This window comes from Pseudoalteromonas sp. MMG006 (assembly GCF_018101025.1).
Taxonomy (GTDB): domain Bacteria; phylum Pseudomonadota; class Gammaproteobacteria; order Enterobacterales; family Alteromonadaceae; genus Pseudoalteromonas.
Map to the genome: position 1 here is coordinate 68,938 of NZ_JAGJEJ010000008.1, position 18,331 is coordinate 87,268.

An 18,331-nucleotide genomic window follows, 5' to 3' on the forward strand; every position below is an offset into this window, starting at 1 on the left:
TTATATTTCCCTAAATGGACTCCCAATTGCGAGTTTTGACTGCTAGTATATATTGATTAAAAAATGAATAATATTTTTTCAGATAAAAATTATAACTTGTTTATTATTAAAACAAAGGCCAAGTTGCAAACATGCTAAGTCAACTATTTCAAAAGCCGTCACCGATGATGGTAGGGATTGATATTGGATCGCACTCAATTAAGGCTGTGCTTTTACGTGAGGTTGAAACGGGATTTCGACTAGAAGCACTTGCAATTGAACCTATGCCAAAAGGCGCTATAAATGAGCGCTCTATTCAAGATATTGAAGCGATAGGAAACGTAATTTTAAAATTAAAAAGAAAGTTACCTAAGTCGCTAAAATCTGCTGCTGTGGCTGTCTCGGGCCAAACGGTTATCACCAAAGTAATTTTCATGGATGTATCGTTAACTGATGCTGAACTTGAATCGCAAATTGAAATTGAAGCCGATAGTTTAATTCCATACCCTCTTGATGAAGTGAGTTTAGATTTTGAAAAGCTCTCTACCAATGAGGCCGATCCGAGCAAAATGAATGTATTGCTCTCAGCCGCTCGAACGGAAAGTGTAGAGGCTCGTGTTGGTGCGCTTGAAACAGCTAACTTAGAAGCTAAAATAGTTGATGTTGAAAGCTACGCATTAAGTAGAGCTATGGATGTTTACTATCAACAGTTACCGAGTGACGCATTTAATCAGTGTGTAGCAGTGATTGATATTGGCGCAGTACTCATGCTTGTTAGTGTTGTTCAAGCTGGTGAAACCATTTATACCCGAGATCAAGTATTTGGGGGGGATCAATACACCAGCAGCATTGTTAGCTATTACAATAAAGGCTTTGATGAGGCAGAAATCGGTAAAACGTCAGGGGATTTGCCGCCTAATTATACATTTGAAGTATTAGCGCCTTTTCAGACATCATTGCTGCAGCAAGTTCGTCGTGCAGTACAAATGTTTTTAACGACCAGTGGAAAAGAGCAAATTGATTATATTGTACTTACTGGTGGTACATCGATGATTAAAGGTATTGATCGATTACTTATCGAAGAACTAGGTATCCATACCGTAGTTGCAGAGCCCTTTACTAATATGGAAATCTCACCAAAAGTAGATCGTAATGTAATGCAGCGTCATAGGACGCAGTTTGCGATAGCAACGGGCCTGGCATTAAGGAGTTTTTCATCATGCCACATATAAATCTACTCCCTTGGCGTGAGCTACAGCGTGAAGAATCTAAAAGAAAGTTTGTAATCATGCTAATTGGTGTTGTTATGATTTGTTTCGCATGTATGTACTTACTCAGCTCTTATTACAGCGCCTTAAAAGATGGACAAAATTTAAAAAATAATTATTTAAGTTCAGAAATTAGCACGCTAGATAAAAAAATAAGTGAAATTAGAGGGTTGGATAAAAAGAAAGAAAACTTACAGCAGCGAATGAGGCTTATTGAAGAATTACAGGGTAGCCGAAATTTGGGTACTCAGATAATGGATGAAGTAGCTAAAATAGTGCCTGCAGGTGTTTATTTAACAAAACTTGAACGTAAAGGAAGTCAAATTCACGTTAAAGGGCGTAGTGAGTCTAATAACCGTTTATCAACAATGCTTCGCCAAGTTCAAAGTTCATATTTATTAGAGCGTCCATCAATGCAGGGCATTGTGGCCGGTGATCAATCTTCGCGTTTACTCAGTGATTTTAATATGGAGTTTTATGTAAAACCTTTTGACCAAATTGGTGAGGTTAGCGATGAGCCTTGATTTTAAAGCGCTAAGCGAAATAGATTGGAATGAGATTGAGCTCGATAATATTGGCGATTGGCCGGTTGCAGTTAAAGCAATTTGTTGCGCATTTGTGACTTTGCTTGTTTTATTTTTTAGCTATAGCTTATTAGTCTCTGATGAAATTGATAGTTACCACAGTGCAGTGGCTAAAGAAATTGAGCTACGTACTACTTACAGGACTAAATACGCAGTAGCAAGCAAACTTGACATTTACCGCCAGCAAATGATTGATATGGAAGAGAAATTTTCTCAATTATTGAAGCGCTTACCCACCTCAAACGAAACACCGGGTTTATTAGATGATTTATCTTATGTAGGTACAACCAGTGGGCTGACGTTTTTAAAAATTGGTTGGCTTCCTGAAGTAGAAAAAGAGTTTTATACAGAGCTACCTATAAAAATAGAAGTAATAGGTACATATCATGAATTTGGTGAGTTTGTAGGGAAGGTCGCTCAGTTACCGCGTATTGTGAGCTTGCATGACTTCTCTATTTTATCATCAGGCGATAAACAACTAACATTTAGTGTTGTGGCCAAAACATACCGTTATGAAGAAGGGAGAAAAAAATGAATCTCCTTCGTCTTATATCAGTAGTCATTGTTTTAGTTCTGAGTGGTTGTAATGATGACACCTCAGAACAAAGAGAGTTTATAGACCAAGTAAAAGCAAGTACTACGGCAAAAGTAGAATCAATTCCGGAGCTGACTAAATTCGAAATTTTTGAATATAGTGCTGAGCGACTACGTAGTCCCTTTGTAGCGCCGCAGCCAGAAATAATTCAAAATAAACTAACACAAATAAAGAACTGTTTGCACCCTGATCCAGAGCGCCGCCGTGAGCCCTTAGAAAAATACCCACTAGACAACTTAGCTATGAAAGGCACTATTGGCTCTAGCGGCCAAGTTTGGGCATTAATAACTGCGGCAGACGACACATTACACCGCGTAACTGTTGGAAATTACCTTGGTAGTTACGATGGGAAAGTGCAAGTAGTAAATAATGATTATATAGAATTGGTGGAATTAATTCCTGATGGGTCTGGTTGTTGGAAAGAGCGCCTGACTAAATTAGAAATGTTAGAGGCGGCAATAGATGGCGCAGATTAATAATAAAAAAGGTAAAAATAACATGCATAAGGATGTACTTTGGCTTAAAAGCATTTCACGGTCATTATTGGCGGCAATCGCTTTAATAACCGCAAATGCAGCCATTGCAGGGCCACTACTTTATGATGTTCGTTATAATCCGCTCCTCAAAGGTGAGACTGAATTACAGCTTGTTTTTGATGAAGAATTAACGCTTGAACCAAAAGTGCAGGTTTTTAATAGTCCAGCCCGCATTGAGATGTTTTTTGATACCGCTGAGCTTGAAGTGGGTTTAAATGATGTTGCTGTCAACCAAGCGGGCATCAGCAGCGTGACCAATATTTTGACTGACGAGGGCCTTAAAGTAAGCGTAAATCTTGATAGGTTAAAAATTTATGAAACTGAGGTTCATAATAATCTAGTGTCAATACGTGTGTCAGAAAATCCACTAACAGAGTCTGATAGTGAAGATGTTGCTGTGGATGCAAATAATGTAAGTGGAAATTACATAAATCGAATTCAATCAATTGACTTTAGACGAGGTGAGAAAGGCGAAGCAAAGGTACTCGTATTTTTACAGGACACTCAAGCCGCAATTGAAGTGCATGAGAGCGGCGGCAAAATTTATGCTGATTTTCACCATACAGATATTTTAGATGACTTACTTTATGAACTAGATGTTTTAGACTTCGGTACTGTTGTAAGCAATATCGAAACGTTTAAAGAAGAAGGTTTAAGTCGAGTTGTTATTGAACCCAATGCTCAATTTACATTTACCTATCAGCAAATAGATAATATTTTAACACTCTCTGTAGAAAAAGATGGCACACAAAACGCGTATTTAGATGGTGGGATTGAGTATCAAGGTCGTCCTATGACCTTAAACTTTCAAGATATTTCTGTTCGTGCAGCATTACAAATTATTGCAGGCTATAACGACTTTAACCTTGTAACAAGTGACTCAGTAACCGGTAATATCACACTTCGTTTAGATGGTGTGCCATGGGATCAAGCGCTTGACGTAGTACTACGCATTAAAGGCTTAGATAAGCGCATGGATGGGTCTATTCTAATGGTGGCGCCTGCAGAGGAGCTTGCAGCACGTGAAGCTAAAGATCTAAAAGCTAAGCAACAAGTTGAAGACTTAGAGCCGCTTTATAGTGAATATATTCGATTAAATTATGCTAAAGCAGAAGATTTTGCTGATCTATTAAAAACAGATACAAACAGTATCATCACTGCTCGCGGTAGTGTATCGGTAGATCTACGTACTAATACTTTATTAATAAAAGATACTGTTAAGAGTATTGAGAATATTCGACGTATGATTGAAACTCTTGATATTCCGGTCCAGCAAGTTGTTATTGAGTCTCGTATGGTCACTGTACGCGACAATGTCACTGAGGATTTAGGCGTGCGCTGGGGTTTTAGCGATCAGCAAGATAGCGATGGCATTTCTGGTTCACTTGAGGGGGCAGAAACTATATCTAACGGTACCATTCCAGATTTAACTGATAGGCTAAACGTAAACTTACCGATTACTAATCCTGCGGCGAGTATTGGTTTACATATTGCTAAGTTGGCGAATGGTACTTTAATAGACTTAGAGTTAAGCGCACTCGAAGAGGAAAATAAAGGCGAGATTATTGCAAGCCCACGCATTATTGCAGCAAACCAACAAAAAGCACGAATTGAGCAAGGGACTGAAATTCCCTATACAGAGTCTGCCTCAAGTGGTGCAACGACGGTAAGCTTTAAAAAGGCTGTATTGAGTTTAGAGGTTACGCCTCACATAACGCCTGATAATAAAGTTATTTTGGATCTAGTAATAACGCAAGATACTCGGGGTGACACAGTACAAACGGGTACAGGTGAAGCGGTATCTATTGATACTCAAGAAATCCAAACACAAGTGCTTGTTGAAAATGGCCAAACTGTAGTGCTGGGTGGAATATTTCAACAGCAAATAATAAATACTACAAATAAAGTACCAGTTTTAGGTGATATTCCTTACTTAGGAAGGTTGTTTAAAAGTACGAGTGAGTTCAATGAAAAACGTGAACTACTCATTTTCGTGACGCCAAAAATACAAATAGACTAAAATTTAGTGCTATTTTGTTAATCAACAGGCAATTATTTAGATTAATTGCTCGTTATATGGCTTTTTATTCTAATTGACTTGAAATACCCCGGCAATTACTGAGATAATCCCCTCCTTAATTTTGGGGCCAGGTCGTTAGGCGGGGTTTTATTTCAAATTTTAGAGTTCGTTTGTACTAAAAGATATGGCTGAGAAACGTAATATATTTCTAGTTGGCCCCATGGGGGCTGGCAAAAGCACGATTGGTCGTCACATCGCTGACCAATTACACCTTGAATTTGTTGATTCTGATCAAGAAATCGAACGCCGCACAGGTGCAGATATTGCATGGGTGTTCGATCTTGAGGGTGAAGAAGGCTTTAGACTTCGAGAAGAGTCTGTTATTGGCGATTTAACCGAAATGCAAGGTATTGTACTTGCTACCGGTGGTGGTTCAGTAATGAGCAAAGAAGTTCGAAACAAGCTTTCGGCTCGTGGTATCGTTGTATACCTAGAGACACCTATAGAAAAACAAGTTGCACGCACGCAACGCGACAAGCGTCGCCCATTACTGCAAACTGAAGAAGCACCTCGTAATGTACTAGAGCGCTTAGCAGAAGAACGCGAGCCACTATACAAAGAAGTTGCCGATTTTGTTGTACGCACTGATGAGCAAAGCGCTAAAGTTGTTGCTAACCAAATCATCGAGAAATTAGATTTTTAAAAACCAATAATAAAGGAAATAACAAAGCATGCTTGAATTAACTGTTAATTTGGACGAGCGAAGTTATCCTATTTTTATTGGTCAATCTGCACTTCAAGATAATGGCCGCCTTGTTCACCATATTGGTGATTGTCGGCCTATCATCATTACTAACGACACCGTAGCGCCTTTATATCTAAAAGGTTTGCTTGATTCGTTAGCTGAACTGAATCCTCTTTCTTTTATCATTCCTGACGGTGAACAATATAAGTCGTTAGAATGGTTTGAAAAAATATCTGCTTTTTTACTGCAAAACAACTGCGGTCGAGACACCTGCTTAATTGCATTAGGCGGTGGTGTTATTGGCGATCTAACTGGTTTTGTCGCTGCGTGTTACCAGCGCGGTGTGCCATTTATACAAATTCCAACTACTGTTTTATCGCAAGTCGATTCATCAGTAGGGGGAAAAACAGCTGTAAATCATCCGCTGGGTAAAAACATGATTGGGGCGTTTTATCAGCCGCAAGCTGTTTTTATTGATACTAAGTCTCTTCATACATTACCAGCGCGGGAATTTGCAGCAGGTATGGCCGAAGTTATTAAGTATGGCCTGATTTACGATACCGAGCTATTTTCTTTTATTGAGCAAAATGTAGAAAATCTACAGCAGCTAGATGAAGCAAGTTTGCAGCACATCATTTATAGATGTTGTGAAATTAAAGCGCTTATCGTTGCACAAGATGAAAAAGAAAATGGCCTTCGTGCATTACTTAATTTAGGCCACACATTTGCTCATGCAATAGAGGCTCAAATGGGTTATGGAGCATGGCTGCATGGAGAAGCTGTAGCAACGGGAATGGTATTAGCTGCAAAACTTGCACATACTCGTGGTGACTTATCGAAAAGTGAAGTAAGTAGGATAATAGCGTTACTTAAGCTTTACGACTTACCTACCGAAATTCCAAGCGAAATGACTAGTGAGCAGTTTTTAACGCACATGCGTAAAGACAAAAAGAATAAAAAAGGCACTATACGCTTTATTTTACCTACTCAATTTGGTCAATGCGCATTGGTAGATGACGTATCCGACGACCAAGTTAGAGCGTTAATCGAGCAATAATGCAGGCGCAAATTTTACCAAGCCGTGCGGCGTTGGTGGATAGAATTGCTCTGCAATTTGAATACGGGCAAAACTTAATTGTATTACTAGGCACTTCTGGGCTTGGTAAAAGCTATATGCTCGAAACCTTCATTACCGATAAGTATAACGACTTTAATAAAGCATTTGTGCATATAAGTGCCCAAACAACTGACGCTCAGCTGATGAGTGACTTATTAGAGCAAAGTTTTAATTCTCCGCTAATCGATCATACCTTGAGTCTGTCTGAAAATTATTATCAGCTACTGCAACAACAACCGTGTGGGCCTTGCTTGTGGGTACTTGATGGTGGCAAACAGTTGTCTGATGAAATGTTAGTTGAGCTGGAGTTACTTTCAAAAAACAGTCCTAATACTCTGTATATTATGATTGCTTCGCAATCTAAACTACCTATCAGTAATGCCGTTGAGATTTACTTAGAAGCATTAACACTTAAAGAAAGTAAGATGTTGATGCAGTGGTACTTTACTGATTTACCTTATGATGAGGATCCTGTATTTAGTACGTTTTTGGCTGAAGCACACGGCAATCCGAGTTTACTGCTAGCTTGGCAGCCCAATGAACATGTTGCTGATGTAATTGTAAAGGATAAAGTCTCTTGGCGTTTGCATTTATTGATTTTAATGTTGCTGATTATGCTTTTAATAATTGGTTTGCTTTATAAGTCAGACATGACGCAGTGGTGGCAGGAGTACTATCAGCAAGAAAAGCCGCAAGTGCTAACTACCGCAATCCCTGTAGAACAAGTAGCTAAAGCGAGTGTCAAAAACGAACAAGCAATAAGTAACCCCTCATTAGCTCAAATAGCTCCTGAGCAATCAGTGTCTGAAAAAGTACACATCAATGATGTTCCCGCTATTATGCAAAGTCTTACAAACCAAGACAAGATCACTGTTAATGATGCTCAGAACAATAAGGCGAGTAACTTAAATATTAATGAGTCTAAAACGCCAATAGCTGAAATAGTAAATAAAGCAGGGCAGCCTAGGACTGATTTAAATACTAGTTGGTACTTAAACCAAGCTGATGCCAGTTTGGTTATACAATTACTTGCAGTAACTCAGCAAAAAGTAAGTGATGAATTTATTGCTCAATATAATCTACAAGAGCACACTCATACCTATCAAACAATGCGTAATAATAAGATGTGGTGGGTGGTTACTTTTGGTAATTTTACCAGTTTAAACGAAGCAAAATCGGCGATGGCCAATTTGCCTGCTCAGGTTAGAAAAAACAAACCTTTCTATAAAAAAATGAGTAAAATAAAACAAGAAATTGCACTTGTTGATCAGTAAAATACACTACTTTAGTGTAAAATCGCGCAACAGCAGATTGAAGTAAAGAGCCAATGCAACAAAAGAGTAGAGCCTTCCTTAAATGGGCCGGCGGAAAGTACAGCCTAGTTGAAGATATAAATGCGCGATTAAATAAAGCTAGCAAGCATGCTGATACGCTGGTTGAGCCTTTTGTTGGTGCTGGTTCGGTGTTTTTAAATAGTAATTTTAAACACTATATTCTCAACGATATAAATGCTGATCTAATCAATTTGTATAAAGAACTAAAAAACTCGCCTGACGAGTTTATTAGTGATTCCAAAAAGTTATTTGTTGATTTGAATAACCACGCAGATGCTTATTACGAATACCGAGTACAGTTTAATCAAAGTAGCGATGTATATGAAAGGGCTATGCTTTTTTTATACATGAATCGCCATGGTTACAATGGGCTTTGTAGGTATAACTTAAAAGGTATTTTTAATGTACCGTTTGGTAAATATAAAAAGCCTTACTTTCCTGAAAAAGAAATGTACTTTTTTGCAGAAAAAGCACAAAAAGCTACTTTTACCTGCTTAGGTTACGACGACGTTTTTAAGTTAGTACCCAGTAACGCTGTTATTTATTGCGATCCACCTTATGTGCCATTAAGTAAAACGGCTTCGTTTACGTCGTACGCTAAAGGAGGGTTCAATTTAGATGACCAAGCAAATCTCGCCAACTTAGCCGAGCAAGCTGCATTTGAAAATAATACACCAGTGCTTATTTCTAATCACGATACGGTATGGACGCGAAAAATTTATAGCCAAGCATCGCTTGAACAAATTAAAGTAAAGCGGACTATTAGCCCTAAAGGCGGATCACGAAACAAAGTTGATGAGCTAATGGCTATGTATTTAGCACCCAAGCAACCACTGCGTAAATTACGATAATAAAAACTATAAAAAGTATAATTGCGATTGTAATAACAGTGACTGGAGAGTGTTGTTTAAAGTCAGCTTTGCGTTTATGTTCTGATTGAACACCAAAAAATGCAGCTAGCACACTTTGAAACGCGCTAATAAGCTGCAACATTATTTAAAATAGAGGTTTTAACGAAGGCGGGTTTTTAGAATCTTCAGAACTAGTTAAAAGCTCTAGTAAATCTAAATAGTGAAATTGAGCACTGCGGCTATCGCCCGTTAGCCATGAAAACCACGATGAGTCTTCTTCTACTTTTGCACACGCAATCACGCTTTGTGAATTAGTGCTTACGGTTTGATGCTGGCAATTATTAACTAAGCTTAAATCTTGCTCAGAGCTTGGTGCAAAACTAATTGCTCCAATAAATAATAATGCCGACGCAATTAAGATCCCTGTTTTAAATGCACGCATAATATTAGCCTAAAATGAGTTACTTTTTTAATAATAACAAAAGCTGTATAAATAACAAACTAATATTTACCTATAATAGCTAAAACTGTTTATAAATAAATACTTATGTATTTAAATTGGTATTTTTAGTTATACCTAATTTGCCGCGTATTACTTGGGAAACGTCAGCAATTACGTTACATTAAGGCCATACTTAACTGATTGACGGATTACTATGTTAAACCCTGAACAAAAATACTTAATAGCGCCTTCAATTTTATCGGCTGACTTTGCAAAACTGGGCGAAGATGTAGATAAAGTTCTCGCTGCAGGTGCTGATGTAGTGCATTTTGATGTAATGGACAATCATTATGTGCCTAATCTCACTATTGGTCCTATGGTGTGTAAAGCTCTAAGAGATTATGGTGTAACCGCGCCTATTGATGTGCATTTAATGGTGAAACCTGTAGATAGTATTATACCTTTGTTTGCTGAGGCCGGTGCTTCTATTATTACTTTTCATCCAGAGGCTAGCGAGCATATTGACCGCACAATTCAGTTAATAAAAGATCATGGCTGTAAAGCGGGTTTAGTATTTAACCCTGCTACTAGTTTAAGTTACCTCGACCATGTTATCGATAAACTAGATACAATATTGCTAATGTCGGTTAATCCAGGCTTTGGCGGGCAGAGCTTTATACCTCATACACTTGAAAAGTTAGCACAAGCTAAGCAGCGTATTATTGAATCAGGCCGTGATATTCGCTTAGAAGTAGATGGCGGTATTAAGGTTGATAACATAGCTGCAGCGGCAGAAGCAGGAGCCGATATGTTTGTAGCTGGCTCTGCAATCTTTAATCAGCCTGATTACAAAGTAGTGATCGATCAAATGCGTGAGCAGCTAGGAAGGGTAAAGTAATGAAATACGATGTAGCTTTATTTGATCTTGATGGCACTTTAGTTGATAGCGTTTACGACTTATACATAGCTATAAATTTAACGCTTAGCGATTTAGCTTTTCCTATTGTTAGCCAAAGCCTTGTAGAGAGCTGGGTAGGAAATGGCGTTGAAACATTAGTAATGCGTGCACTTAGTGGCGATATGCAAATAAGTGAACATCTTGATGAAACACTTAGTAATAAAGCCATTATTTTGTTTTATCAACATTATGAACAACAAGTTGGCGAGTACAGTGTACTGTACCAGCATGTAGAAACGGGTCTTAGTGCATTACGCGGCATGCCAAAAGCATTAATCACTAATAAAGCACGTATATTTACCGAAAAACTACTGGATAAGCTTTCTCTTACTAGCCATTTTGAAGTAATTGTATGTGGTGACGACATGGTAAAAAAGCCATCACCAGAGCCTCTGTTATTTGCATGTAACAAGTTAAATGTTGAACCAAGCAAAGCCATTATGATTGGCGACTCTAAAAGCGATATACTCGCTGCACATGCCGCTAAAATTGATGTTATAGCTTTAAATTATGGCTACAACCAAGGCGAAAAGCTAAGCGATTTTAATCCGCAGTACCTATGCGATAACTTCTTAGATATAATACCGACACTTACACAGCGTTAAAATTTTTAACTAACTAAACACTAAAGGAAAATCATGAGTAAACCAGTAGTTTTAAGCGGCATTCAGCCAACCGGTGGTATGACAATAGGCAACTATGTTGGCGCTATTAACCAGTGGCTAAAGCTACAGGAAGACCACGAAAGTTTCTTTATGCTTGTTGATTTACATGCAATTACTGTTCGCCAAGAGCCTGAGCTTCTTCGCTCTCGTGTGCTAGATGGTATAGCTTTATATGCGGCATGCGGTATTGACCCTGAAAAGTCTGCGCTTTTTGTTCAATCACAAGTGCCAGAGCATGCACAGCTAGCATGGGTGTTAAATTGTTACGCACAAATGGGTGAGCTAAACCGCATGACCCAGTTTAAAGATAAATCATCTAAGCATGCTAACAATGTAAACGTAGGTTTATTTTCGTACCCAGTATTACAAGCAGCCGATATTTTATTATATCAAGCTGATCAAGTACCAGTAGGGGACGATCAAAAGCAGCATTTAGAGTTAACTCGAGATATAGCTACTCGCTTTAATAACTTGTATGGCGATGTATTTAAATTACCTGAGCCATATATTCCTGAGTTTGGCGCCCGCGTAATGAGCCTTCAAGACCCGCTTAAAAAGATGTCTAAGTCTGACGAAAATCCTAACGGTTACATCATGTTATTAGATGAACCTAAAAAGATTGAGAAAAAGCTTAAAAAAGCAGTAACCGATTCAGATGAGCAAGCGCGTATTTACTTTGATCGCAAAGAAAAGCCAGGTGTTTCTAACTTACTTACTTTATTAAGCGTAGCGACTAAGCGCTCAATCGAAGATTTAGTGCCTGAGTTTGAGGGTAAAATGTACGGCCATCTGAAAAAAGACACTGCCGATGCGGTAGTAAATATGATTGAGCCAATCCAAGCACGTTTTAAAGAGATCAGAGAAGATCAAAACCTACTTGATAGCATCATGAAAGCAGGTGCAGAAAAGGCCAGTGTACGTGCAGAAAAAACTCTTAAATCGGTTTACGATGCACTAGGGTTTATTCCTCGTACATAATTTGATTTAGTTTAAAGTAAAAGTGCCGCTAAATTTAGCGGCATTTCTGTATAACTTCTAATACTTCATTCATCACTTAAAAAAGCCATAATTTATCAGCTAGTGGACTTAAACGCAGGCGATTCGCAGGCTTTTACAATAAAAGAATAGCCATAAGGCATAGTTTCATTTGGCGTAATCTCTACTATTTCGTAATCGTTCAACTCTACCACTTTGCTATTTTCGGCTTTTTTACACCTTGAGTATTCATCCGCTTCGTAATTAAATGCAAACATCGCTATAAGATATTTACTACGCTCAAAATAACCTTCAGTAGCAACATATGAACTTGCAGATTCGGCGAATTCATTTATTTCTTCTGCTTTTGGCGAGCTGGGTTGAGTTTTTGTTTTCTGTTGAGCCAGCCTTTCATTTAGGTTGACCATAGCTTGCCCCTTCACCTCAGGAGAGCCACTGGCCAGCTCTCTTCCAAAATAGAAACCGTTTTCTATATCTGATAGAAATGTTGCTTCATCCCTATCGTCCAATAAAGGATAGAGGGTACTTAAAGTTATGAAGGCTAATATTAATCTAATAGATGCGGTAAGTAAGGGAGAGTAGCTTTGACTTATATATTTAATGCTTTGCGATCCAAATGGCTTTATAAGTAACAGCATTATGATATAAAAGGGTAAAATAAATTGAAATATTAGTAATGTACAGAGTGTAATTCCTAATGCCCAAATGGGTAAATATATCAAAGTTGCAAAATTGTGTGTGTAGCTCATGTTTGCAGCTGATACGTGAGTTACATCGTTAACAATGCTGCTTGCATTTGCCAAAACAAAATTAGCAATGGTTGCATAAAAAACCAAAATTAAAGCTTTGCCTGCTAAGGAGTGCCAAAGTTTATTAAACTTTGGCCAAAATTCAATTACCAAGGCAGTCATTGTTAAAAGCGCACAAAGTGACCAAGATTTAAAGAAAATCACAGATATAAGCGCTGCTAAGTAAAGCTTTTGCGCGGTGCTAAGGCTAAACCATATGGGTTTAATATGCTCATCAATATCAGCTTTAAAAGGCTGCGATTTTTTTTGCAGCTGTTTAAATAGCCTACTGGCTCGCCATTTTATAATTTTATAACGCCTTAACACTGACTTTCCTTATCGTATGAGGTAATAAACCTCAGTTAGTTTAATAGGGGCTTTAGGTAATGTCCTGTGTGCGAGCGCTCACATTCGGCTACTTCTTCAGGCGTGCCTGCAATGAGTATTTCGCCGCCGCCAGCGCCACCTTCTGGGCCTAAATCAACCACCCAGTCTGCGGTTTTAACCACATCTAAGTTATGCTCAATTACCACAATGGTATTACCATGATCGCGCAGGCGATGTAATACAACAAGTAGCTGTTCAATATCGGCAAAGTGAAGGCCGGTTGTGGGCTCATCAAGTATATACAGTGTTTTACCTGTGTCGCGTTTAGAAAGTTCACGGGCAAGTTTTACACGCTGTGCTTCACCACCAGAGAGCGTAGTAGCGGCTTGTCCTAAACGCACATACGATAAACCAACGTCCATGAGCGTTTTAAGTTTACGCGCTATTGCAGGTATTTTATCAAAGTAGTCGTGCGCGTCTTCAACGGTCATTTCTAGTACTTGATGAATATTTTTACCCTTGTATTGTACTTCTAAGGTTTCACGGTTATAGCGTGCCCCTTTACATACATCACACGGTACGTATACATCAGGTAAAAAGTGCATTTCTACCTTAATTACGCCATCACCTTGGCAGGCTTCACAGCGTCCACCTTTAACGTTAAAGCTAAAGCGACCCACTTTGTATCCGCGAGAACGTGACTCTTGTGTACCTGCAAATAACTCACGAATACCCGTAAAAATACCAGTATACGTCGCAGGGTTTGAACGCGGTGTACGACCAATTGGGCTTTGGTCAATATCAATTACTTTGTCAAAATGATCAAGGCCACTAATTGACTTGTAAGGCGCGGCTTCTGCTGTGGTTGCGCCGTTTAATTCAGTATGCGCTAGTTTGAATAGCGTATCGTTTATAAGTGTTGATTTACCAGAGCCAGATACACCGGTAATACAGGTCATTAAACCAAACGGAATTTTTAAATCGACATTTTTAAGGTTATTACCTGTTGCGCCAAATAGCTCAAGCCATTTATCGCTGGTTGGGTTACGTTCTTTTGGTACTTCTATTTTTCGCACGCCTGATAAAAACTGGCCAGTTACTGAGTCTTTAGTGGCTAAAATATCGTCGCGTGTACCTTGTGCAATAATGTGGCCGCCGTGCACACCCGCACCTGGGCCAATATCAATAATATGATCGGCTGCTCGAATCGCGTCTTCATCATGCTCAACAACAATAACGGTGTTACCAAGGTCGCGTAAATGCACCAATGTTTGTAATAAACGGTCATTATCGCGCTGGTGTAAACCAATTGATGGCTCATCCAGTACGTACATTACACCTACAAGGCCCGCACCAATCTGGCTGGCTAAACGAATACGCTGCGCTTCACCACCGGAGAGGGTATCGGCACTGCGCTCAAGTGATAAGTAATTAAGGCCAACATTAATTAAAAACGATAAACGATCGCGAATTTCTTTTAGGATTTTTTCTGCTATTTGGGCTTTTTGACCTGTAAGTGATAAGCCTTCAAAAAAGTCCATCGCTTCGCCAATACTCATGGTAGTAATAGCAGGCAGGTTTGTTTGACCTATAAATACGTGGCGTGCTTCTTGGCGTAAACGAGAGCCATGACAACTAGGGCACGCTTGGCTAGTTTGATATTTAGCGAGCTCTTCGCGCACCGAGTTCGACTCAGTTTCGCGATAGCGACGGTTCATGTTGTTTAACACGCCTTCAAACTCGTGGTTGCGTGTTATTAAATCGCCTCTGTCATTACGGTAATTAAAAGCAATTTTAGTTTGCCCTGAGCCCTCTAAAATAATTTTTTGAGATTCTTTAGCAAGTTTTTCAAATGGTACATCTAAATCAAATTTATAATGCTCGGCTACCGCTTGAAGCATTTGAAAATAATAAAAGCTGCGTTTATCCCACCCTTTTATAGCACCACCGGCCAAGCTTAGCTCAGGGTTATGTACTACGCGGTTAGGATCAAAATATTGGCGTACGCCTAAACCGTCACAACTTTGACACGCGCCGGCAGGGTTATTAAACGAAAATAAACGCGGCTCTAATTCGGTCATTGCATAGCCACAAGTAGGGCAGGCAAAGTTGGCTGAAAACAGCATTTCTTCAATGCTGCTGTCGTCCATGTAGGCTACATTTGCAACACCGCCAGACATCTCAAGTGCGGTTTCAAATGACTCTGCTAAACGCTGCTGCTGGCCGTCTTTTACTTTAAAGCGATCAACAACCACTTCAATAGTATGTTTTTTGTGAAGCTCAAGCGTTGGCGGATCGGATAAGTCGCACACTTCGCCATCTATACGGGCACGAATGTAACCTTGGCTTGCAAGCTGCTCAAGCAGTTTAACGTGCTCACCTTTACGCTCTTTAACCACTGGGGCCAAAAGCATCAGCTTAGTGCCCTCTGGCAGTGCCAAAACGGTATCAACCATTTGGCTAATTGTTTGTGCTGCAAGTGGTAAGTCGTGGGTTGGGCATCGTGGCTCGCCCACGCGGGCAAACATTAAACGCAAGTAATCGTATATTTCGGTAATGGTACCTACTGTTGAGCGAGGATTGTGCGATGTTGATTTTTGCTCAATAGAAATGGCGGGAGAGAGGCCTTCAATATGATCAACGTCAGGCTTTTCCATTAACGATAAAAATTGCCTTGCGTAGGCAGAAAGTGACTCAACATAACGACGCTGTCCCTCTGCATACAAAGTATCAAATGCCAGTGATGACTTTCCCGAACCAGATAGGCCAGTGATAACAATTAATTTATCACGTGGGATGGTTAGGCTGATGTCTTTTAAATTGTGCGTACGGGCGCCTCGGACTTCAATGTTTTCCATGCTATCTCGTTTATTACCAAAATTATTTGCTCAGTATCGCATAATACGAAACATTATTAATCAATGATCAACGAAAAAATCCTTACTTATAGGCGATTAATTATTGCCAAGCTTGTGGTAGAATCCCACCCTAAATTTTTCATATCGTAAGATTACGCAGATAATGACCGCATCTTCACTTAATTCACGAGAAAAACGCGCCGCTGTATCGCTGGCGAGTGTGTTTGCATTTAGAATGCTCGGCTTGTTTATGCTGATGCCTATATTGGCTATCTATGGCCAATCGCTTGATGGTTTTTCGCCTATGTGGATAGGTTTTGCAATTGGCGCTTATGGTTTAACCCAAGCAGTACTGCAAATACCTATGGGACGTTTGTCTGATAAAATAGGCCGTAAAAAAGTAATTGTTGGTGGCTTAGTTGTGTTTGCGCTGGGTTCTGTTATTGCTGCACTTGCTGAATCTATTCAAATGGTTACTGTTGGCCGAGCGCTGCAAGGTATGGGAGCAATAGCCAGTGCATTGCTTGCGTTTGCCAGCGACTTAAGCCGCGACGAACAACGCCCTAAAGTAATGGCTGTGATTGGTATGAGCATAGGCATGAGCTTTGCCTTTGCGATGTTATTAGGGCCTATTGTTGCAGCGTCCTGGGGCGTGGCAGGTGTATTTTGGTTAACAGCAATACTCGCTGTGTTTGGTATTGGTATTATTTTATTTTTAGTGCCCAATGCCGTTAATAAAGCCCCCAAAGGTGATACGTTGGCAAGCTTTAGCGACATTAAAAAACTTATTAAGCATCCACAGTTATCGCGTTTAAATGCAGGTGTGCTACTGCTACATTTAACGCTAACTACTATTTTTGTGGTACTGCCGAGTCAGCTAATAAAAGATGGCTTAGTGGCAAATCACCACTGGTATTTATATATTCCGGTATTGCTTTTAGCGTTTATTTTAATGGTCCCAATTATGATTATTGCGATTAAAAAAGAAAAAGAAAAACAAGCGTTTATTGGCTCAGTAGCCCTGCTTTCTATTAGTATGTTTGCCATGTCTATTTGGGTAAATAGTGTGGTTGGTATTGCCATTTGTATGTTGCTTTATTTTGTGGCATTTAATTTTTTAGAAGCCACTATGCCTGCGCTAGTATCGCGAATTGCCCCAGCTAGCCAAAAAGGTTCGGCGATGGGCGGGTATTCGTCTAGCCAGTTTTTAGGGGCTTTTTTAGGTGGTATTTTAGGGGGTTATGTTGCCCAAACAACAAGTACGCAAGCTGTGTTTGCGGCAGCGGCACTTGTTGGGTTAATATGGCTTATTATTGCGTGGAAAATGCAAGTCCCACCGAAAAGTAAAGTTATTAGTTTAATGACCAATTTAAGTTCTGAAGAGCAAGCCCAAGCACTTGCTTCTCAGCTAGTTGCTTTACCTGGCGTAATAGAAGCAACAGTAGTACGCGACGAAAGCCGCAGCTATTTAAAGATTAATGATAAAGAATTTGACCTAGACCAAGCACGTAAAGTAGCTGGTTTAATCTAACGTTTATAGGAGATGGTTCCATGGCACGCGGTGTGAACAAAGTAATTTTGGTTGGTAATTTAGGACAAGATCCTGAAGTTCGTTACATGCCTAATGGCAATGGTGTAGCAAATATTACCTTAGCAACGTCAGACAGCTATAAAGATAAAAACACTGGCCAAATGGTTGATAAAACGGAATGGCACCGTGTAGTGTTTTTTGGAAAACTAGCTGAAATTGTGGGCGAATACTGCCGTAAAGGTTCACAAATTTACGTAGAAGGTAAACTTCAAACACGTAAATGGACTGACCAACAAGGCCAAGAAAAATACACAACTGAAATCGTTGTTGATGGCTTTACGGGGCAAATGCAAATGCTAGGCGCTCGCGGTGGCGATCAGCAAGGTGGTGGCTATCAAGGTAATCAAGGCGGCCAACAAGGTGGCGGTTACCAAAATAATCAGCAAGGCGGTGGCTATGGCCAAAACAACCAAGGTCAAAACAGCCAGCAAGGTGGATACGCACCACAGCAACAAGCAGCACCTGTAGCGCAACCTCAGTCAGCGCCTGCACCACAGCAAAATAACCAATACCAGCAATCAAACAATAGTGGCTTTGCTCCACAGCAAAATAGTGCACCACAGCAGCAAGGTGGTTTTGCACCTAAGCCACAAAATGCTCCTCAAGGCGGCGCGTCAAATCCTATGGAACCAACGATAGACTTTGATGACGATATTCCGTTCTAGGAAACGTATAAT

The 18,331-nt window shown here is 39.7% G+C and carries 18 protein-coding genes; 14 read left to right on the top strand and 4 right to left on the bottom strand.

Features of this window, described 5'->3' with window-relative positions; genetic code table 11:
• The first annotated feature begins 131 nt into the window (after positions 1–131).
• The 9 genes from J8L73_RS09920 (at position 132) to J8L73_RS09960 (ending at position 9,029) form a co-directional block, all read left to right on the top strand.
• On the top strand, positions 132–1,211 hold the full coding sequence (locus tag J8L73_RS09920) for a pilus assembly protein PilM (protein WP_211000315.1): 1,080 nt from the start codon (positions 132–134) through the stop codon (positions 1,209–1,211).
• A complete protein-coding gene (locus tag J8L73_RS09925; protein ID WP_211016661.1) occupies positions 1,199–1,771 on the top strand; it encodes a PilN domain-containing protein in 573 nt (190 codons plus the stop codon). Before J8L73_RS09920 ends, J8L73_RS09925 begins: the two co-directional genes overlap by 13 nt.
• Positions 1,761–2,366: a type 4a pilus biogenesis protein PilO gene (locus J8L73_RS09930; RefSeq protein ID WP_211000317.1), complete on the top strand. Its 606-nt coding sequence runs from the start codon at positions 1,761–1,763 to the stop codon at positions 2,364–2,366. The genes J8L73_RS09925 and J8L73_RS09930 overlap by 11 nt, the downstream gene beginning before the upstream one ends.
• A complete protein-coding gene (locus J8L73_RS09935) occupies positions 2,363–2,902 on the top strand; it encodes a pilus assembly protein PilP (protein WP_211000318.1) in 540 nt (179 codons plus the stop codon). The genes J8L73_RS09930 and J8L73_RS09935 overlap by 4 nt, the downstream gene beginning before the upstream one ends.
• Positions 2,889–4,982 (top strand): type IV pilus secretin PilQ family protein, encoded by a 2,094-nt coding sequence (locus J8L73_RS09940; protein ID WP_211016663.1) that lies wholly within the window; start codon positions 2,889–2,891, stop codon positions 4,980–4,982. The genes J8L73_RS09935 and J8L73_RS09940 overlap by 14 nt, the downstream gene beginning before the upstream one ends.
• Before the next feature lie 184 nt (positions 4,983–5,166).
• Positions 5,167–5,685 (top strand): shikimate kinase AroK, encoded by a 519-nt coding sequence (gene aroK, locus J8L73_RS09945; RefSeq protein WP_004589350.1) that lies wholly within the window; start codon positions 5,167–5,169, stop codon positions 5,683–5,685.
• Positions 5,686–5,713: 28 nt separating this feature from the next.
• Complete coding sequence (gene aroB, locus J8L73_RS09950; RefSeq protein WP_211016672.1) at positions 5,714–6,784, top strand: 3-dehydroquinate synthase; 1,071 nt, start codon at positions 5,714–5,716, stop codon at positions 6,782–6,784.
• Positions 6,784–8,118 (top strand): AAA family ATPase, encoded by a 1,335-nt coding sequence (locus J8L73_RS09955; protein ID WP_211000321.1) that lies wholly within the window; start codon positions 6,784–6,786, stop codon positions 8,116–8,118. The genes aroB and J8L73_RS09955 overlap by 1 nt, the downstream gene beginning before the upstream one ends.
• A gap of 53 nt (positions 8,119–8,171) precedes the next feature.
• Positions 8,172–9,029, top strand: coding sequence for a Dam family site-specific DNA-(adenine-N6)-methyltransferase (locus J8L73_RS09960; protein WP_211016673.1), 858 nt, complete (start codon positions 8,172–8,174; stop codon positions 9,027–9,029).
• On the opposite strand, the gene J8L73_RS09965 is transcribed toward J8L73_RS09960, so the two are convergent.
• Both J8L73_RS09965 and J8L73_RS09970 read right to left on the bottom strand, forming a co-directional pair.
• Positions 8,986–9,171 (bottom strand): DUF2970 domain-containing protein, encoded by a 186-nt coding sequence (locus tag J8L73_RS09965; RefSeq protein WP_211016675.1) that lies wholly within the window; start codon positions 9,169–9,171, stop codon positions 8,986–8,988. The two genes, J8L73_RS09960 and J8L73_RS09965, sit on opposite strands and share 44 nt — an antisense overlap.
• Positions 9,172–9,174: 3 nt before the next feature.
• A complete protein-coding gene (locus tag J8L73_RS09970; protein ID WP_211016677.1) occupies positions 9,175–9,471 on the bottom strand; it encodes a hypothetical protein in 297 nt (98 codons plus the stop codon).
• Between the two features lie 214 nt (positions 9,472–9,685).
• Here J8L73_RS09970 and rpe point away from each other — a divergent pair, with 214 nt between their 5' ends.
• Genes rpe through trpS form a run of 3 tightly spaced genes read left to right on the top strand, consistent with a single transcriptional unit; the run spans position 9,686 to position 12,072 of the window.
• Positions 9,686–10,369 carry a ribulose-phosphate 3-epimerase gene (rpe, locus tag J8L73_RS09975; protein ID WP_211016679.1) on the top strand — a complete coding sequence of 228 codons (684 nt, stop codon included), beginning with the start codon at positions 9,686–9,688 and terminating at the stop codon, positions 10,367–10,369.
• Complete coding sequence (locus J8L73_RS09980; RefSeq protein WP_211000326.1) at positions 10,369–11,034, top strand: phosphoglycolate phosphatase; 666 nt, start codon at positions 10,369–10,371, stop codon at positions 11,032–11,034. Before rpe ends, J8L73_RS09980 begins: the two co-directional genes overlap by 1 nt.
• Before the next feature lie 33 nt (positions 11,035–11,067).
• Entirely contained in the window at positions 11,068–12,072 is a 1,005-nt protein-coding gene (gene trpS, locus J8L73_RS09985) for a tryptophan--tRNA ligase (protein WP_211016681.1), read from the top strand.
• A gap of 95 nt (positions 12,073–12,167) precedes the next feature.
• Here trpS and J8L73_RS09990 read toward each other — a convergent pair whose 3' ends face one another.
• The gene (locus J8L73_RS09990) at positions 12,168–13,205 is read right to left on the bottom strand and encodes a hypothetical protein (protein ID WP_211016683.1); all 1,038 of its coding nucleotides are present in this window, start codon (positions 13,203–13,205) and stop codon (positions 12,168–12,170) included.
• Positions 13,206–13,240: 35 nt separating this feature from the next.
• Positions 13,241–16,063, bottom strand: a complete 2,823-nt coding sequence (uvrA, locus tag J8L73_RS09995; RefSeq protein ID WP_211016685.1) for an excinuclease ABC subunit UvrA — start codon at positions 16,061–16,063, stop codon at positions 13,241–13,243.
• A gap of 163 nt (positions 16,064–16,226) precedes the next feature.
• Here uvrA and J8L73_RS10000 point away from each other — a divergent pair, with 163 nt between their 5' ends.
• Both J8L73_RS10000 and ssb read left to right on the top strand, forming a co-directional pair.
• A complete protein-coding gene (locus J8L73_RS10000; RefSeq protein WP_211016686.1) occupies positions 16,227–17,594 on the top strand; it encodes an MFS transporter in 1,368 nt (455 codons plus the stop codon).
• A gap of 20 nt (positions 17,595–17,614) precedes the next feature.
• Positions 17,615–18,319: a single-stranded DNA-binding protein gene (gene ssb / locus J8L73_RS10005; protein WP_211016687.1), complete on the top strand. Its 705-nt coding sequence runs from the start codon at positions 17,615–17,617 to the stop codon at positions 18,317–18,319.
• Positions 18,320–18,331 lie beyond the last annotated feature (12 nt).